Annotated in this window: 12 protein-coding genes; 2 read left to right on the plus strand and 10 right to left on the minus strand. The window is 39.3% G+C overall.

Going from position 1 to position 15,795, the window contains the following annotated elements:
* Nucleotides 1–47: 47 nt before the first annotated feature.
* Together BACCOP_RS01235 and BACCOP_RS01240 are read right to left on the minus strand one after the other, a co-directional pair.
* A complete protein-coding gene (locus BACCOP_RS01235; protein WP_007565321.1) occupies nucleotides 48–1,046 on the minus strand; it encodes a DUF4435 domain-containing protein in 999 nt (332 codons plus the stop codon).
* Between the two features lie 12 nt (nucleotides 1,047–1,058).
* The gene (locus BACCOP_RS01240; protein WP_007565323.1) at nucleotides 1,059–1,883 is read right to left on the minus strand and encodes an AAA family ATPase; all 825 of its coding nucleotides are present in this window, start codon (nucleotides 1,881–1,883) and stop codon (nucleotides 1,059–1,061) included.
* A gap of 109 nt (nucleotides 1,884–1,992) precedes the next feature.
* On the opposite strand from BACCOP_RS01240, the gene BACCOP_RS01245 reads away from it, so the two are divergent.
* The gene (locus tag BACCOP_RS01245; RefSeq protein ID WP_007565325.1) at nucleotides 1,993–2,925 is read left to right on the plus strand and encodes a DMT family transporter; all 933 of its coding nucleotides are present in this window, start codon (nucleotides 1,993–1,995) and stop codon (nucleotides 2,923–2,925) included.
* Nucleotides 2,926–2,936: 11 nt separating this feature from the next.
* A complete protein-coding gene (locus tag BACCOP_RS01250; protein WP_007565326.1) occupies nucleotides 2,937–4,826 on the plus strand; it encodes an AAA domain-containing protein in 1,890 nt (629 codons plus the stop codon).
* 116 nt (nucleotides 4,827–4,942) lie between these two features.
* Here the strand turns inward: BACCOP_RS01250 and BACCOP_RS01255 are convergent, their stop codons facing one another.
* The 8 genes from BACCOP_RS01255 to gdhA all read right to left on the minus strand — a co-directional run bounded on the left by BACCOP_RS01255 (nucleotide 4,943) and on the right by gdhA (nucleotide 15,634).
* Nucleotides 4,943–6,193: an ABC transporter permease gene (locus BACCOP_RS01255; RefSeq protein ID WP_007565328.1), complete on the minus strand. Its 1,251-nt coding sequence runs from the start codon at nucleotides 6,191–6,193 to the stop codon at nucleotides 4,943–4,945.
* Nucleotides 6,194–6,203: 10 nt separating this feature from the next.
* Complete coding sequence (locus tag BACCOP_RS01260) at nucleotides 6,204–7,379, minus strand: ABC transporter permease (protein ID WP_007565330.1); 1,176 nt, start codon at nucleotides 7,377–7,379, stop codon at nucleotides 6,204–6,206.
* Between the two features lie 10 nt (nucleotides 7,380–7,389).
* Nucleotides 7,390–8,376: an HlyD family secretion protein gene (locus tag BACCOP_RS01265; protein WP_007565332.1), complete on the minus strand. Its 987-nt coding sequence runs from the start codon at nucleotides 8,374–8,376 to the stop codon at nucleotides 7,390–7,392.
* Nucleotides 8,377–8,385: 9 nt separating this feature from the next.
* Entirely contained in the window at nucleotides 8,386–9,858 is a 1,473-nt protein-coding gene (locus tag BACCOP_RS01270; protein ID WP_007565334.1) for a TolC family protein, read from the minus strand.
* A gap of 143 nt (nucleotides 9,859–10,001) precedes the next feature.
* Nucleotides 10,002–11,378: a S41 family peptidase gene (locus BACCOP_RS01275; protein WP_040311696.1), complete on the minus strand. Its 1,377-nt coding sequence runs from the start codon at nucleotides 11,376–11,378 to the stop codon at nucleotides 10,002–10,004.
* 6 nt (nucleotides 11,379–11,384) lie between these two features.
* Nucleotides 11,385–12,254, minus strand: a complete 870-nt coding sequence (locus tag BACCOP_RS01280) for a hypothetical protein (protein WP_007565337.1) — start codon at nucleotides 12,252–12,254, stop codon at nucleotides 11,385–11,387.
* A gap of 73 nt (nucleotides 12,255–12,327) precedes the next feature.
* On the minus strand, nucleotides 12,328–14,064 hold the full coding sequence (locus BACCOP_RS01285) for a fimbrillin family protein (protein ID WP_007565339.1): 1,737 nt from the start codon (nucleotides 14,062–14,064) through the stop codon (nucleotides 12,328–12,330).
* A 232-nt stretch (nucleotides 14,065–14,296) separates the two neighbouring features.
* On the minus strand, nucleotides 14,297–15,634 hold the full coding sequence (gdhA, locus tag BACCOP_RS01290) for an NADP-specific glutamate dehydrogenase (RefSeq protein WP_007565341.1): 1,338 nt from the start codon (nucleotides 15,632–15,634) through the stop codon (nucleotides 14,297–14,299).
* Nucleotides 15,635–15,795 lie beyond the last annotated feature (161 nt).

Consider the following 15,795-nt stretch of genomic DNA (forward strand, 5'->3'; position numbering starts at 1 on the left):
TTTCTGAGAGTGTGTCGTGATGTCTTTCGGGGCACACTCTCAGATATTTATTTGGCTATTTTCAGAAATGCTTCTATATCTCGCCGGATCATCTGATAAAGAGGTGATGACTGGTAATGGGGATTTTTACGGATAACCACTTCTATATCAACCTGACTACGCTGATAGGCTGTGAGCTCATTATGTAACTGAATGTCGTGTAAAGCTAAATCGTGTATTTGTTGTTCACGTTCGCGGCGGAGTACTGTGCATACCGGAATCAGCAGACGCAGTATGACATTGTCCATAATGTGATGCCCTTGAATGAACATGTAAGTATTGTCCGGGTACACTCCCAATGTACGGAACTCTTTTTTCATATCTTCGATCTCTTCCAGAGCTTCTACATGCCGTCTTTCTAACTCATGAAGTTTACGGTTGACTTTTTTGGACATGATTTCCAGACTTTTTTCAGGATGGCGTGTACTGACTTGGTCTAACTTTACGAAAGAGCAGAAATCCAGTAAGGAAAATTCTGATAAATTATGTTGGCGGTAAAACCATACAGACCAGATGAAAAGCGGATAGGCTATTTCTGAATAGAGTTTCATGAAGGCAGGAAAGTCAATCAGTTTATGGTCGTTTAGCGTAGCTGTAACACACGCTTCGTGTAAGCCTTCGGCATAGCAGTGGTAATTTTCTATGGCATAGGCGTACGTCTGTAATACGTAGGGGCTGTTGATGATATACCGTGACGTTTGAGTCCTTCCTTGAAGAAGATAATCGTAATCACTGTCAACACAGGCTATCATATTTTCTCCCAGACGACTTCCCAGTTCGTTCATCAAAACTGATTTCTTTCCCTTGGCAAGTGAACTTCGGGATGGCAACATGACTTCAAAGTAACGTTTGTCATTCTCATATTCGACCAGAAGGGAACGCCAAAAAGATATGTCATCGTAACTTTCTACATATGCGACGATTTTTCTTTTTGCTTGTTTTGGCTTCAGACTGTTGGCTGCTCCAATATAGAGTGAAGAAAGGTTTTCTGTAAGTCTTTTTCCCATAGCCGTAATTGTTTAATGAGTAGTTATATCACTTACTTCTGTCACTGCATCTATCCATCCGTTCATAATTAAGGCAGGAGAGTGGGTGGTAAGTATGATCTGTACATTAGGGTTTAAGCTTCGGATGAGTGAAATCAACCGTTGTTGCCATTCTACATGAAGAGATATTTCGGGCTCATCCATAAATAGTGCAAATGGCTGATTGTCTTGTACCAGTACGGTAAGCAAAATGACAAGCATTTGTTTTTCTCCTGATGACAGCTGGTAAGGAGTTAATATATCACCATCTTGCTCGAATAAGATTTCGTTGCTTCTGCGGTTTATTTTTTTTCCGGTTTCGCTGAAAAGATCATCCATTAAGTCCTGGAATTTTGTTTTGGGACGTGAAACTTCAGCAGCACGAGCCTGATCTTCTATAACTCCGCTTGTAAGCAGTTCGATAATTCTGTTTCCGATATTTACCTGATAATCCAGATAGCGACGCTGAAGCAGATATAATTGCCAGTCGAGTTCTGTTTTTACATTTGAGTTTCCTATCTTTTCAAGCAGTCCGGAATTGATTAGCGGACGGTCGAAACTACGGATTACGTCAAATCGGATGAAATTAGCATCTTCAGGAGAGAATACGAAAGAAACTCCCGGCTGTACGCCATTAGTCAATGCATGCCCTTCCAGTTCGTTAAGATATCGTACGGAATTGTTCAAAATTGTACTTTTACCAATACCATTTACTCCGCTTAAAATGTTGACATCAGCACGTAAGTCCCATGAGATATTCTTTCTTCCCCATAGACCTTTAATTTCGATACGTTTAATGTAGTCGGCTTGCTTCTTCATGGTTGTATTTGTTTATACGCTTTAAACAAAAATACGGATAATCTTGGAATAAATCAATGTTTACAGCTCTCTTTTTTCGGATAACTCTTACCTTTGCATCGTAAAAAATATGATAGAAAACATGAATGTAAAAGTTATAAGAGCACATCTTGCTTTGCTGGGTGCGGCAAGTATGTGGGGATTGATGTCGCCAATGGGAAAGGCGGCCATGGAAGCTGGTATAACCGGATTGTCGTTGGCTACAATGCGTATGATAGGTGGTGCGGTTTGTTTTTGGATTGCGTCATTGTTTGCTCCGAAGGAGAAAGTTAGTTCGCATGATTTGATGTTACTTTTCTTTGCCGGACTGTTGGGTATTGTGTGCAATCAGGGATGTTTTACATTTGGTTTGTCGCTTACATCTCCTATAGATGCTTCTATTGTAACTACTACCATGCCGATAGTAACTATGATATTGGCTGCACTTTTTTTGAAAGAACCTGTTACACCCAAGAAGGTTATTGGTATATTTCTAGGCTCAATCGGTGCGCTTATGCTGATTTTAAGCAATCAGGGCGGATCGGTAGATGGAGGAGGCAGCATTTTGGGAGATGCATTGTGCATAACGGCTCAGGTAAGTTTTGCCTGTTATCTGACTATATTTAAGAAACTTATTTCGCGCTACAATGTGTTTACACTGATGAAATGGATGTTTACTTATGCGGCTATCTGTTTCATTCCTTTTTCCTACCGTGATTTTTCAGCAATGACGACTATGTCTTTCTCTGCTACGGTATGGATGGAAGTTGGTTATGTTGTCTTATTCGGAACATTCTTTGCCTATATTTTGATGCTCGTAGGTCAGAAGACACTTCGTCCTACCGTCGTAAGTATGTATAACTATATACAGCCCATTGTCGGAACTACAGTATCAGTCTTTTTAGGAATGGGAGTCTTTGGCTGGACCAAAGCATTGGCAGCGGTATTGATTTTTGTAGGTGTTTATGTTGTAACCCAGAGTAAGTCGCGGGCACAGATGCTGGCTGAAGGTGAGAAGGAATAAATGTTTAGCCTATGAGAGAAGATCCGTGTATAAAATCTCCTGTACTTTATTTGCAACATCAATATGAATTGTTGCAGATAGAATATGAATACGAAAAGGAACAGTTTAAGCAGCAAACAGAGCTGATGGGCATTGGACGGAAAATCAAGCGCGGTATGTGCTGGTATCCGTTAAATCTGGGACGAAATTATTATAACGCCTTAAATCAGCTGGTGATAGAAGTTGAGCGACGTGAAGACAAGGATGTCGAACATCAGTTTGAATATGGACGTCCGGTATGTTTCTTTACGCAAGACGTTTCGGGTAAATTGAATTATCTGAACTTTGTCGCAACAGTAAACTACGTGGATGAAGATCGGTTGGTTGTGATTCTTCCTTCCGTTGATGCTTTGCTTGCCTTGCAAAGTAAAGAAGTCGTAGGTGTACAACTTTATTTTGATGAAACAAGTTATCGCCTGATGTTTGAGGCTTTAAAGCAAGTTATCGGAGCAAAAAATAATCGTTTGGCAGAGTTGCGTGATATCTTTCATGGAACTCAACCTGCTTCTACTTTTTCGTTTCATCCTTTGCGCTTTCCTTGGTTAAATGCTACGCAGGAGGAAGCTATGAATAAAGTACTTCATGCTAAGGATGTAGCAATCGTACATGGGCCTCCCGGAACGGGAAAAACTACTACTCTGGTAGAGGTTGTATACGAAACTCTTCATCGGGAAAATCAGGTATTGGTTTGTGCACAGAGTAATATGGCCGTCGACTGGATAAGTGAAAAACTAGTCGACAGGGGAGTAAGTGTATTACGTATAGGAAATCCTAGTCGGGTGAATGATAAGATGTTATCGTTCACTTATGAACGCCGTTTTGAATCTCATCCTGATTATCCGCAGCTATGGAGTATTCGTAAAGCGATACGCGAATTGTATGCCAGAAGCAGAAAAGGCGCTGAACGAGAAGCTGTCCGGCAAAAGATTAATTCGCTGAAAGACCGTGCAACAGAATTGGAGATTCGTATCAATGAATCTTTATTTTCTGAGGCTCGTGTAATTGCCTGCACATTGGTTGGCAGTGCCAATCGCTTGTTGACAGGGCAGAAATTCGGAACATTGTTTATTGATGAGGCCGCTCAGGCACTTGAAGCTGCCTGCTGGATTCCGATACGGAAAGCCGACCGGGTGATATTGGCAGGAGATCATTGTCAGCTTCCTCCGACGGTAAAGGCACCGGAAGCTCTTCGTGCAGGACTGGGACATACGCTGATGCAGACTATTGTAAAGAATAAACCCGATACTGTTTCACTGCTGAAGCTCCAGTATCGTATGAATGATGAGATTATGCGTTTTTCATCGGAATGGTTTTACGGAGGGATGTTGCAGTCTGCTCCTGAAGTAAAATATCGTAGCATTCTCGATTTTGATACTCCTATTGAATGGATCAATACTGAAGGATTAGATTGTAATGAGGAGTTTATTGGTGAAAATTATGGAAGAATAAACAAGTCGGAAGCTGAATTATCTATCGAGCAGCTGAAAGGTTATATTACCAAAATAGGACGGGAACGTTTCTTGAATGAACGGATTGATGTAGGTATGATTTCGCCATATAAGGCACAGGTACAATATTTGCGTCGTCTTGTCCGAAATGATGCTTTTTTTAAGCCTTACCGGCAGGCTATCACGATTAATACTGTGGATGGATTTCAGGGACAGGAACGTGATGTGATTCTGATTAGTTTGGTACGTGCTAACGAGGAAGGACAGATTGGTTTCCTGAATGATTTACGACGTATGAATGTTGCGATTACCCGAGCTCGTATGAAACTGATTATATTGGGAGATGCTTCAACATTAACCCGGCATGCTTTTTACAAGAAGCTATATACTTACATAGAAAGTCTGCATGAATAGTTCGAGGATATTGATACACTGATAAACAAAAACTCTTCTTTTATTTCTGGAAACAAACATTTACAGATGATAAAAGAAGAGTTTTTTATAATGCTTTTTAAAATATGGATATGGGTTTATCCTGCTTGAAGACGCTTTTTATTCCGGTAAGTTTTTAATCGTTCTAACGCGTGTTTACGACTTAACATGATTTGACGTCGGTATACGATACAGGTTGTAATAAAATACACTACGGCTTGTATCCATAATCCCCTGATTATAGGTAAGACATCATGTAGTGTTGCTCCCATGGTATTGATGCGTACATAACCGTTTATTCCAAACGTAGAAGGGAAGAGCCATGAGAATATTTCCCAAAATTTAGGAATAGCTGCGCCTGGCCATGATATACCTGATATAAACAGTAAAGGTACAGAGGTAAATACAAATATCAGCATGCACGATTCTCTGTGATGAACGAATATAGAGCAGGTCATGGCAAAGAAAATACATGCCAGCAGATAAGGTAAAGTAAACCAGAATAAAGTAGCTGGTTGAGCTATCTGTACCAGGCTGAATATTTTAGGAACCAGACAGAGAATATATGTCGACATAACAGTATAGATCATCAGGTATGCAAGCGATTTTCCTAATACAATGCGTAATGTCCCTTGATATTGCCGGCTGATAGGTACAAGGTCGCGGAATCGATTGTTTTCGCGTGCTGTTCCAGCAGACAAACCTACTCCCAGCAATAGAGTTTGTTGGATAATAAGTATTAAAACAGCTGGAATAAGGAAGCTGGCAAAACCGTCTTGTGGATTGAACAAAGAAACAGACTCATATTCTATTGGAGTTGTACTGATTTCATCTTGTCGTTCTGTTGTATTACCTAATCTCTTTACCTGAATCTCCTTATTCATTTTCAAGGAGGTTTCTGTATTTGCCAGCAAAATTGCTTTGTAATAAAGCATTCCGCTCATGTCGCAATAAATGCTTACGTGAGCTTGCTTACCTTCGGCCAGATCTTGACTGAAGCTTTCAGGGATATATATAATGCCATATACCTTTTGGTCCTTAAGCAATAGCCTTGCTTCTTCCATATCGGCGCAATAAGACTGTATATGTACATCGGGACTTCCATCTACCATACGTATGTATTTTCTGCTTTGAGAACTGTTATTCGCGTCTACCACTGCTGTGGGAACCTCACGAACAACCTCGTTTGTATATATGAAAGCATATATCAACGGGTAAGCTAATGGAACCAGCAGGAAAAATATCAGGACTCCCTGATCTTTTATCGTAGCTTTAAGTTCCTTTCTGAATATATAGAACAGTCCATTCAGCCCTTGCCGTATAATATGTCGGAGTGAATATTTTTCCATGATTGACCTTTTAAGGAATATATGTATAGTGTAACATGATTGTACGCAGTTTCTTCAATACAAAGAATGGCAGCAGCATAAATATGATTAATGCCACTACAGAATGCCAGGCATAAATAAGTGGATAACCGTTGAGTGCAAGGTTGGCATATAGTAAAAAGTAATGCCTCAATGGGAATAGCACACTGAGTGCCTGAAGAGTCGGATGCATGGCCATAACCGGAAATGTAAATCCTGAAATGGAAAAAGATAAAACTCCCCAAAGTGAGGCTGCACTAAGAGCTAGACGAAGCGTGCCAAATAGGCCAAAGAAAAACAGACCTACAGCTTGTGAAGCCAGTACTAATAAGAGTCCTGACAATAACATTGGGAAGATACCACTGTTACATGGGTAATGTAAAAATCCATAGAGATATACATTGTAGAATACAGCTATGATAAAAAACAGAATTGTTTGTGGCAATAATTTGCCAACCAATGCTGTAACAATGGAATTATCTGCTAAATGAAGTAACTCCTTTGCTGTATTTTCTTTTATTTCAACTCCTATTGTATATGCTGTAATTAGAAAAATCAGTAGCATCAATATTCCGGGAAATAGTGTGTTACACAGATATACGGAATAGTTTAGCCAGGGATTATTCAGTGGGTGAGTATCAATGACAATTGGTTGTAAGAATGCTACAGCCTGATCTTCTGTTGCTCCCTTGGCCAATAAGGTACTCTGACCTATGGCAGCAGAAGCAAGCTCACTCATCGTACGTTGATCTCTGTAAAGTAGAGAACCGGCTATCAGGTATGAATAGTTTGTGTAAAAAGACACTTTAGGTTGTCTGCCTGCTATTGCTTTCTCTGTAGTCCCTTCCGGAATGTAATAGAATGAATAAATTTCTCCGCGCTGGATGGCTTCCCTTGCTTCGTTAAAACTACCGTAGTGGGCTACGATTTTAGTCTGCTGAAAAGCATCCAGATTACGTATGATCGTACGTGTAGTTGAAGTATTGTCAAGGTCCACTACGCCTGCAGGCATATTGGTAGGTAGCCCGCTGCTCATTAGCGTAGTAAAGAAAATATAACTGAAAATCGGAGCTATTACCATGCAAAAGAGATACATCGGCTTGGTTGCGATGCGTATAACTTCTCGTTTCGCAATTTGTAACAGGCGTTTATGGACAGTAATTGACATAGTTTATTCTTTATTTTTCAATAATAGCCGACATGCCGGGGCGTAAGTTCTCTACTGTTTGTACGGGTTTGGCTTTTACCTCAAAAGTTTTTAAATCGAACTGTCCGGTTGTCTTGGTTGCTTTCCATGCTGCATAAGTTCCCAAATCTTTCATGTATGTGACCTTGAAAGTTGCATTCTTTTCTAATGCAGGTATATAAGCTGTAATTTCCCCTCCTACGGTAAAATCTTTCAAGAAATCTTCTCGTACATTAAAGGTTACCCACATATCGTCTAGCTGAGCAACATTCATGATTGGAGCTCCAGTACCTACCAGCTCACCTACTTTAGGGAATATTTCTGTAACTTCTCCATCGGCAGACGCTATCAGATAAGTTTCGTTTATATACGAAGTAACTTCGGCCACAGCACCTTTCGCACGCTCTACCTGAGCTGCTGCCATTGCTTTGTCTTCACGTTGTGCACCATTTTTAGCCATTGTGTATTGTGCTTTGGCAGCCCGTTCTGTTGCGGCCATAGCATCATATTGAGCTTTTGCTTCATCTCTTTTTTGAGCAGACATAACTCCTTCTTCATACAATCTGTTTACACGGTTATATGATTTTTCTGCGATGTCCAGACCAGCTTTTGCCTTTTGCCACATTTCGAATGCTGCTTGCAACTGTTCTGAACGAGTGCCACGGATTGCTTTTTCATTTAAAGCCTGTGCAGCTTGTTCTGCTGCCTGTGCCTGAGATAATTTAGCCTGTACATCCGGAGCTTCAAGTATAGCAAGTGTATCTCCAGCCTTTACTTTTTCTCCTTCATCTACTAAAAATTTAAGTATACGTCCTGGCACTTTGCTCGAAACGCGATATTCAGTTGCTTCTGCCTGACCTTGAATAATTTCAGGACCTTTTCCGAGAGTAAAGAATCCGATGATACTTACAATGACAATTACTGCAGCAAGTGTAAAAAATGCCAGCATGATATTGCTGTGTTGAGATTTTTCAGTCATATTGATTTATTATTTTAATGTTCCCATTGATTTGTTCAAATATATTTCACTCATTTTTAGATCGATTTGTGCATCAATCTTGCCAGATTGTGCTGACAACCAAGCCGTTTGTGCTTCTAACACATTGCTTGCAGGTATGACTCCTTCTTTAAATCCCAGATTAGCATATCGCAAATTTTCTTCGGCTTTTTCCATGTTTTTTTCTGCCATGGTCAGCTTTTTCACAGCTTCATTAACTTTATACGAGCTTTGTGTGACCTGGAGCTCTACCTTTTCTTTTATGTCTTCCAGTTGGTAGCGTGCTATATTGGCTTCAGCTTTAGCAGCTTTGACTTTGTATATACCTTCTCCCCAATGGAATACAGGTATTTTTACGACAACACCGATTCCCCACATTCCTCTGAATTTATTTTCAAATCCATTAGTCAGTGAAGGATTTGTGAATAAGTAGTTTGCTGTTAATCCGACTGAAGGAAGAAACTCGGCACGAGCAACATTTACCTTCTGTCTGTAAATCTTTTCGGCAAGTTCTAGCGATTTAAGTTCCTGACGGTTTGCAAATGCTGTATTTACATTGCTTTCCGTGTATGTATTGGGTAATGTCAAATCTTTAATTTCTTCATCTGCCAGTCGTATTTCTGTATCCAATGGGATGCCACAGAGCTGGCATAGTACCATTTTAGATAGACTTAACCCATCTTCTACCTGAGTAAGTGTTATTTCTGCTTCATTTACTTTTACTTTTACACTGAGTTCATCCGCAGTTGTAGCTACTCCTTCGGCAACCATTTTACTCACGTCAGAGTCTAACTTTTGAACAAGTTTCAGGAAGCTTTCTGCCAATTTCTTTTTATTGACCAGAGAGATGACTTGCCAGTAGGCTTGATCCGTACTTAATATTACATCCTGCATGCCTGTAGCATGTTGTGATTGTGCCAACTGCTCTGCATACTTCGTTATTTTATTATATGCTACGATTTTTCCTCCCATAAAAATAGGCTGGGTAAGGGTAGCAGCTCCTACATATAAATTTCTGGTATCAGTACGAAATGCATCAATAATACTTTGTCCTGCATTGTTTAATGCTCCTGGAATTTTTCCCATAGCATTACTTAAAGGGGTAAGGAGGGGAAGCAATTCAGGATGTTGCATTGCTATTTGTTGCAATTCTTGTCCAAAATGCTGTAGTTCGTTTCCTACGCTGGTTCCCATATTGCCAATGACTTGTTTCTGGTCATTGCTTAGTAAAGATATTTCTTTTTGGGTACGCATATAGCTTCCCGTCACATCTATCTTTGGGAGATAATTCGTAAATGCTGCTTTTTGCTGGTAGTGAGCAGCATTTATTTTTTCTTGCGCGATGCGTAGTTCTTTGTTGTTCGCGAGAGCCAGTGCACGGCAACTGTCCAAATTTAAGATTCGTTGGGCATAACCATTTAGAACCAGCCCGAACAATAAAATGAAACTTAAAATTCTTTTCATTACCAATTTTCTTTAGTGTTTAGTTGCTTATGCAACATTGCAAATGTATTATAATAAAAACAAATCACCAAGTAAAAAGGTTGAAAAGGAAGAGCGTTTCTGTGTCTTTTTTGCTTTTTTAGCTTAACTGTCTTTTTGAAAAATTAGAAACTTGTCAGTTTTGAACGTTTGGGTTTATTGGCGACAGAATTAGAAACCACTTGTGGGGTAGAGTTTACACCAAACCAACGTGTCATTATTCTAGTTTCACTAGGAGTTGTTGATGGGAAATTGCCATGCTCTATGTGATACAATACAGGGACCATCAAGGAATCTTGTTCTGTTCCCAGTTCTCCCAAATATCCGGTAAGGTCCTCACTTTCTTCATAATCGGGCTTCAGGCCATCTGTATAATAATCGTAATAATTTTCTGAATTACTTATGTACGAAGTAGTTAGCCAGAATTCTAGTTGCGGATGAGCTGCATTGGTGAATAAACTTTGAGCTACATTTTTACCAAATGTATTTTCTCCTACCTGAATTAATTTGTCACCTAAATATGGGCGCAGGCAGTTGATTATGATTTCTGAAGCTGAAGCTGTATTTCCTGTTGTCAGCACATAAAGATGGTCGAACGAAGCATTGGATACTCCTTGCAGAAGAGCTGGGTCGAACACATAATTTTCTGTTTTATTCAGTTTATCATTAAATATCAGGTTGAAACATGTTTTTCCCATTGCATCAGCAGGAGCAAGTATGGTACTCAACAGCAAAGCTGTAGAAACGTAGCCACCGGGGTTGTATCTTAAATCCAGAACAATCTCATTGGGTGATGAGGCTAGCCCTTCTGCAAATTTGCTTTTCAGCTCAGTTTCCTCTGTTATTTCGAAACTGTTATACATGATATAGAAAACTTTTTTTCCGCCCGATGTTGTAAAATTGCGTGTTAAGTATACACTTGGTTCCTCAACGATTCGTGGAGCAGGTGTCGTAAATTCCAGACTGTCTGGAGCTCCGTTGTCATTCATTCTTGCAACCTGATAGCGGTAAGTTTTGCTTGGGCGTTGGAAGTATTCTGTATAATTGCTGCTCGTAATTTTCTGACTGTCGACCATAAAAATATGATCGCCACGCTTCAATCCCATTTCGCTGGCCGGAGAATCCGGTTGAGTATATAATATGGTATAATAATAGTCTCCGCTTACACCGCGAACCAAACTTCCTTCGATGCCGAATGTAGGATAACTGCTTTGCACACGGGATATTTTAACAGAATCGATGTGAGAGAAAAGAACACCATTTTTCTGGTCACGATCAGATGCCACCGATGTTAAAAAATCTGCCGGCTTATCGAAAAAATCCAGTCCGTCTTCAGCAGGAAGATCCTCATAGAACAGATAATTCTGTTGCATGGTTTCATACATCCATGTCTTACTTGCAATTAAGGCATAGTATTCACCAGAACGGTCTTCTCCGCATGACGATAGAAAAAACGTTGGAAAAATGGAGCTGAGTATGAAATAAATTAAGTATTTTCTCATAAAGTTTTATTTCATTTCGAATGAGTTCTGACCGATCATATTGCCATCAGCAAAGATGTATACAGTATATGTTCCCGCAGGGAGGAATTCTTCTACATCCCAATATACAGTAACGCTTTGTTCCTCACCAGTATATTCAATATATTTCTTAATGGAATATGTAATCTGACGATCTTCGTATGGGAATGTTGTATCACCTTTCGATAAGATTTCGTTGTTAGGTTTGGCAATACGGATATATAGAGTTTTATTACCCGTTTTGGCTGTAATATTCTTGACGATGGTGAACGAGATAGCAATTTTCTTCACGTCCTTTACTTTACGTGCTTTTTTACCTCGTTTATTCATTGGAAGAGCAGATATATTCGTTGCATCAAGCTGGGCTGCCAGTGATACTCGCTCATTAAGATTTTTCTTTTCAGCGGCTAGGGTATTGATTTGTGCAGTAGCTGCTGTATATTTACTTTTCACTTCCTGATTTTCTTCCATCAGTGCAGCATTGATTCGATTCAGTGAGTCGATTTGCATGACATAACTTCTCAATACGGCACGAACAGTTTTCAGTTCTTTTTTCAAGCGTATGATTTCAGCGGCATTGCTACTTTTTACCTGACGGAGTTCTTCGAGCAAACGTTGAGTCTTTAACTTTTCACTTTCCAGCTTTTCGCGTAGAGAGTCATTATTTATTTGTACCTGAAGCTCGTCATATTGAGTGGCAAAAGTGCTGTATTCGTTTTCCATCTCTTCTTTTTCGACGGCGAATACTTCAGTCATTTCTTTATTTTTGCGAAATTCATTGAACGCTAAAAATGAAACTCCAGCAATTACAACAATCAATGCTGCTATAACGATGATTAATTTCTTATTTTTTTCCATGAAAACTGATTTTGTGGCAAAAATACAATATTTTACTCATAAGCATCGTCCTTTAGCCTAAAAAAAACAAAATCTAGCGGAGTTCCAGTATTATAGGAGGAATATCTCCTTTAATCCATTGGTAAAAGATCTTTTCCGGATAAAGCTGTGCATTATCTGATATCCAGTTGTTAAGTATGTCGATAACTGGTATATCATTTTCTGCCGTCATCGTGTTTTCATCGTATGTGTATATCTGTTTCGGGGTAGTTTGGTAGGTGTCGTATATTCCTCTGACATCTACATCGCAGTAAAGTCCGCTTTCTATCGTACAGTTGTTGCTTTTATATACCAGTGATCCATATTTCTTTTTTGATGGATATCCTATCGTTTTGTATGTGTAGCAATTTTTCATTTCACTTCTTGGTTCCATGGTATAGCAGATACCTCCACTGCTCAGTGTATTAGTAAAATCACAACTTGCCATATAGCAGTTTAACAGTTGTCCGAAATTACTGAAAGAGATACCGGAAGCCTGAGCTTTTGGCAGTTGAAAATCAATGTTCTCTGCAGAGCAGTTAATGACGTATCCTTTATTGATTCCGGCAATACCGCCAGCCTGCTTAACCGATTCTCCTGTAAAAGAATTGTTCCCTTTGATATGACATCCTGTTATTGTACCATTGTTTCTACCTGTAAGAATAGCTTCATATTTACAGGTATATCCGGCATTGGAGTATGATACGTTCTCAATATTTAAATCCTTGATAATGCCAGCTGTATCAACAAAAGAAAACAAAGCATATGAGTCCATATTGCTTTTAGGCTCTAATTTTAGTTCGTACAGTGTATGATTTTGTCCGTCCAGGCAATCTATAAATCCTGAGTTTTCGAAACCTGATTGGTTATAATGTCCGATACTTTGCAAACGTGCACACTCTTCGGGAGTAAAATGAATGTCATTTAATAGATAATAAGTCATTTTTCCATTGACAGATGTTCCGAACTCTTCTAAACATCTGTCGGCATACGCTTCTCCATTAATGAGATAAGTAAAAGCGATAAAATCTTCAGCTGTACTGATTCCGCATCCGTCGTTTGATGATTTTATGTTATAATTATATCGATATCCGCTTTGAAAGGCTGAAGAATGAACAGATGCTGTGTATGTTTCCTCTTCAGTTGTGATACTTATATCTACCCGTATCTCTGGAGCTGGAGGAACAAGTAGCGTATATATACCATTTTCTTGTTTTGTAAATACTTGGGGATAAGGGTGCTCTTCTGTGTATTCTATTTCAGCAGAAAAAGGATCGAATGTGTGTACTGATACAGAAGGAGTAAACTGTATTTCTTGGAGCTGCTTGTTTAGAAGCGGATCAACATGAAAGACAAGTTGAGAGAATAAATGACTGAATTTTAAAATAATAGGAGAACCGTATCGGGTATTTCCTGTATAATATAAAATGTCTTTTAATTTTCCGTCAGGTTCATATACCGTAAAATTATCACTCTCCATGTAAGGGTAATAGGCACTGACAACCGCGTCCGACTGATCAGTATTCCATTGTAGTTCGGAAGTATAATTCCATACTCCGTGCGTGTAAGTAAGTGGTATATTTTCTGCACTTATACCTCCTCTGCTGTAAAAAGAGATTATACTGTTTTCTTCCAATTGTCCGGAAATATCGTTTCTTGACTCTTTTTCTTCAAAAGTGGCATATTCTTTTCCTGTGATGATTACCTGCTTCAATTTCTGTTCGGAAAGCTTTTCGGATGTACATCCGTTTAATATTGTAAATAAGATTATGATTGTTGATATATATTTCATGGCATTATTTCAACTTGACTTTTTATAAGAATAACGCCATATTTAGAATTTATGTACTTTTTTGGAAAAAAATACGCTGCCGAACCTTCTCAGGCAGGCAGCGCAAGCTACAATACAAAATACAAATACAACTAAACGAGATATATTGTAAAATTAAGAAATAGAAACCACAAATAAAAATTTGAGGACAAGAAAATTGCAATTTCTATTCTTTCTTTTGTTTTTTAGTTCTTTAGACAATACCTTGAGCCATCATAGCATGTGCTACTTTCATAAATCCTGCAATGTTGGCACCTTTTACGTAATTGATATATCCGTCAGGTTCAGTTCCGTATTTTACACATTGTTCATGGATGTTATGCATAATTTGGTGCAATTTTTCGTCCACTTCTTGAGCAGTCCAGCTCAGATGCATTGCATTCTGGCTCATTTCCAGTCCTGAAGTTGCAACACCACCTGCATTTACAGCTTTACCCGGAGCATACATTAGCTTATGTTCGATGAATGCATCGATAGCTTCTGGAGTACATCCCATATTAGAAATTTCTCCAACGCAAAGTACGGAATTATTTATTAAGTTCATGGCATCTTCTCCGTTCAATTCGTTTTGGGTTGCACAAGGCAGAGCAATATCTACTTTTACTTCCCATGGACGACGTCCTTCTACGAAAGTAGAGCCAGGGAACTTGTCGGCATACGGTGCTACGATATCGTTGCCAGAAGCACGCAGTTCAAGCATATAGTCAATCTTTTCTCCGCTGATACCATCTGGATCATAAATGTATCCGTCCGGACCAGAGATAGTAACTACCTTAGCGCCTAATTGAGTAGCTTTGGTTGCTGCTCCCCATGCGACGTTTCCAAAACCGGAAATAGCCACAGTCTTTCCTTTTATATCTATACCTTTCTTATCGAGCATGTGTTTTACAAAGTACAAACCACCAAATCCAGTAGCTTCTGGGCGGATTAATGAACCGCCGAATTCCAAACCTTTACCAGTGAATGTACCTGTAAATTCATGTGTTAACTTTTTGTACATACCGAACATATATCCAACTTCACGGCCGCCTACACCGATATCACCGGCAGGAACATCCATGTCTGGACCTACATGACGCCATAATTCAAGCATGAATGCCTGGCAGAAGCGCATAACTTCAGCATCACTCTTGCCACGTGGTGAGAAATCAGAACCACCTTTACCACCACCCATCGGAAGAGTTGTCAATGCGTTCTTAAATGTCTGTTCGAAACCTAAGAATTTCAGGATAGAAAGATTTACAGATGCATGGAAACGGATACCACCTTTATACGGGCCGATGGCATTATTAAACTGTACACGATAACCTAAATTTACTTGTACTTTGCCTTTGTCGTCCACCCAAGGTACACGGAATGTTATGATACGGTCTGGTTCAACCAAACGCTCTATCAGTGATGCTTTTTCAAATTCGGGATGTTGATTGTAAATATCTTCAATAGAAAGTAGAACTTCTCTAACCGCCTGCAAGTACTCTGATTCACCCGGATGCTTAGCTTCCAGAGATGACATAATCTGGTTAATGTTCATGACATTTTTAATTTAAGGTCTGACAAAATGAAATTGTTTGTTACTGCAAAGATAGGTTTTTATGTAGAACATCAAAATATTTCAGAATGTTTTTGCGGGTGAAAAGTGATAAAAAGTTAAAGCCTGAAAGGTGCTACATGTGTCTGAAAGTAATTTTTATC

It is taken from the genome of Phocaeicola coprocola DSM 17136, from assembly GCF_000154845.1.
GTDB lineage: Bacteria > Bacteroidota > Bacteroidia > Bacteroidales > Bacteroidaceae > Phocaeicola > Phocaeicola coprocola.

What these genes read in the sequence shown, in the direction of transcription:
- BACCOP_RS01235 (WP_007565321.1), bottom strand. Translation starts at nt 1,046, where the DNA reads ATGGGAAAAAGACTTACAGAAAACCTTTCTTCACTCTATATTGGAGCA.
- BACCOP_RS01240 (WP_007565323.1), bottom strand. Translation starts at nt 1,883, where the DNA reads ATGAAGAAGCAAGCCGACTACATTAAACGTATCGAAATTAAAGGTCTA.
- BACCOP_RS01245 (WP_007565325.1), top strand. Translation starts at nt 1,993, where the DNA reads ATGATAGAAAACATGAATGTAAAAGTTATAAGAGCACATCTTGCTTTG.
- BACCOP_RS01250 (WP_007565326.1), top strand. Translation starts at nt 2,937, where the DNA reads ATGAGAGAAGATCCGTGTATAAAATCTCCTGTACTTTATTTGCAACAT.
- BACCOP_RS01255 (WP_007565328.1), bottom strand. Translation starts at nt 6,193, where the DNA reads ATGGAAAAATATTCACTCCGACATATTATACGGCAAGGGCTGAATGGA.
- BACCOP_RS01260 (WP_007565330.1), bottom strand. Translation starts at nt 7,379, where the DNA reads ATGTCAATTACTGTCCATAAACGCCTGTTACAAATTGCGAAACGAGAA.
- BACCOP_RS01265 (WP_007565332.1), bottom strand. Translation starts at nt 8,376, where the DNA reads ATGACTGAAAAATCTCAACACAGCAATATCATGCTGGCATTTTTTACA.
- BACCOP_RS01270 (WP_007565334.1), bottom strand. Translation starts at nt 9,858, where the DNA reads ATGAAAAGAATTTTAAGTTTCATTTTATTGTTCGGGCTGGTTCTAAAT.
- BACCOP_RS01275 (WP_040311696.1), bottom strand. Translation starts at nt 11,378, where the DNA reads ATGAGAAAATACTTAATTTATTTCATACTCAGCTCCATTTTTCCAACG.
- BACCOP_RS01280 (WP_007565337.1), bottom strand. Translation starts at nt 12,254, where the DNA reads ATGGAAAAAAATAAGAAATTAATCATCGTTATAGCAGCATTGATTGTT.
- BACCOP_RS01285 (WP_007565339.1), bottom strand. Translation starts at nt 14,064, where the DNA reads ATGAAATATATATCAACAATCATAATCTTATTTACAATATTAAACGGA.
- gdhA (WP_007565341.1), bottom strand. Translation starts at nt 15,634, where the DNA reads ATGAACATTAACCAGATTATGTCATCTCTGGAAGCTAAGCATCCGGGT.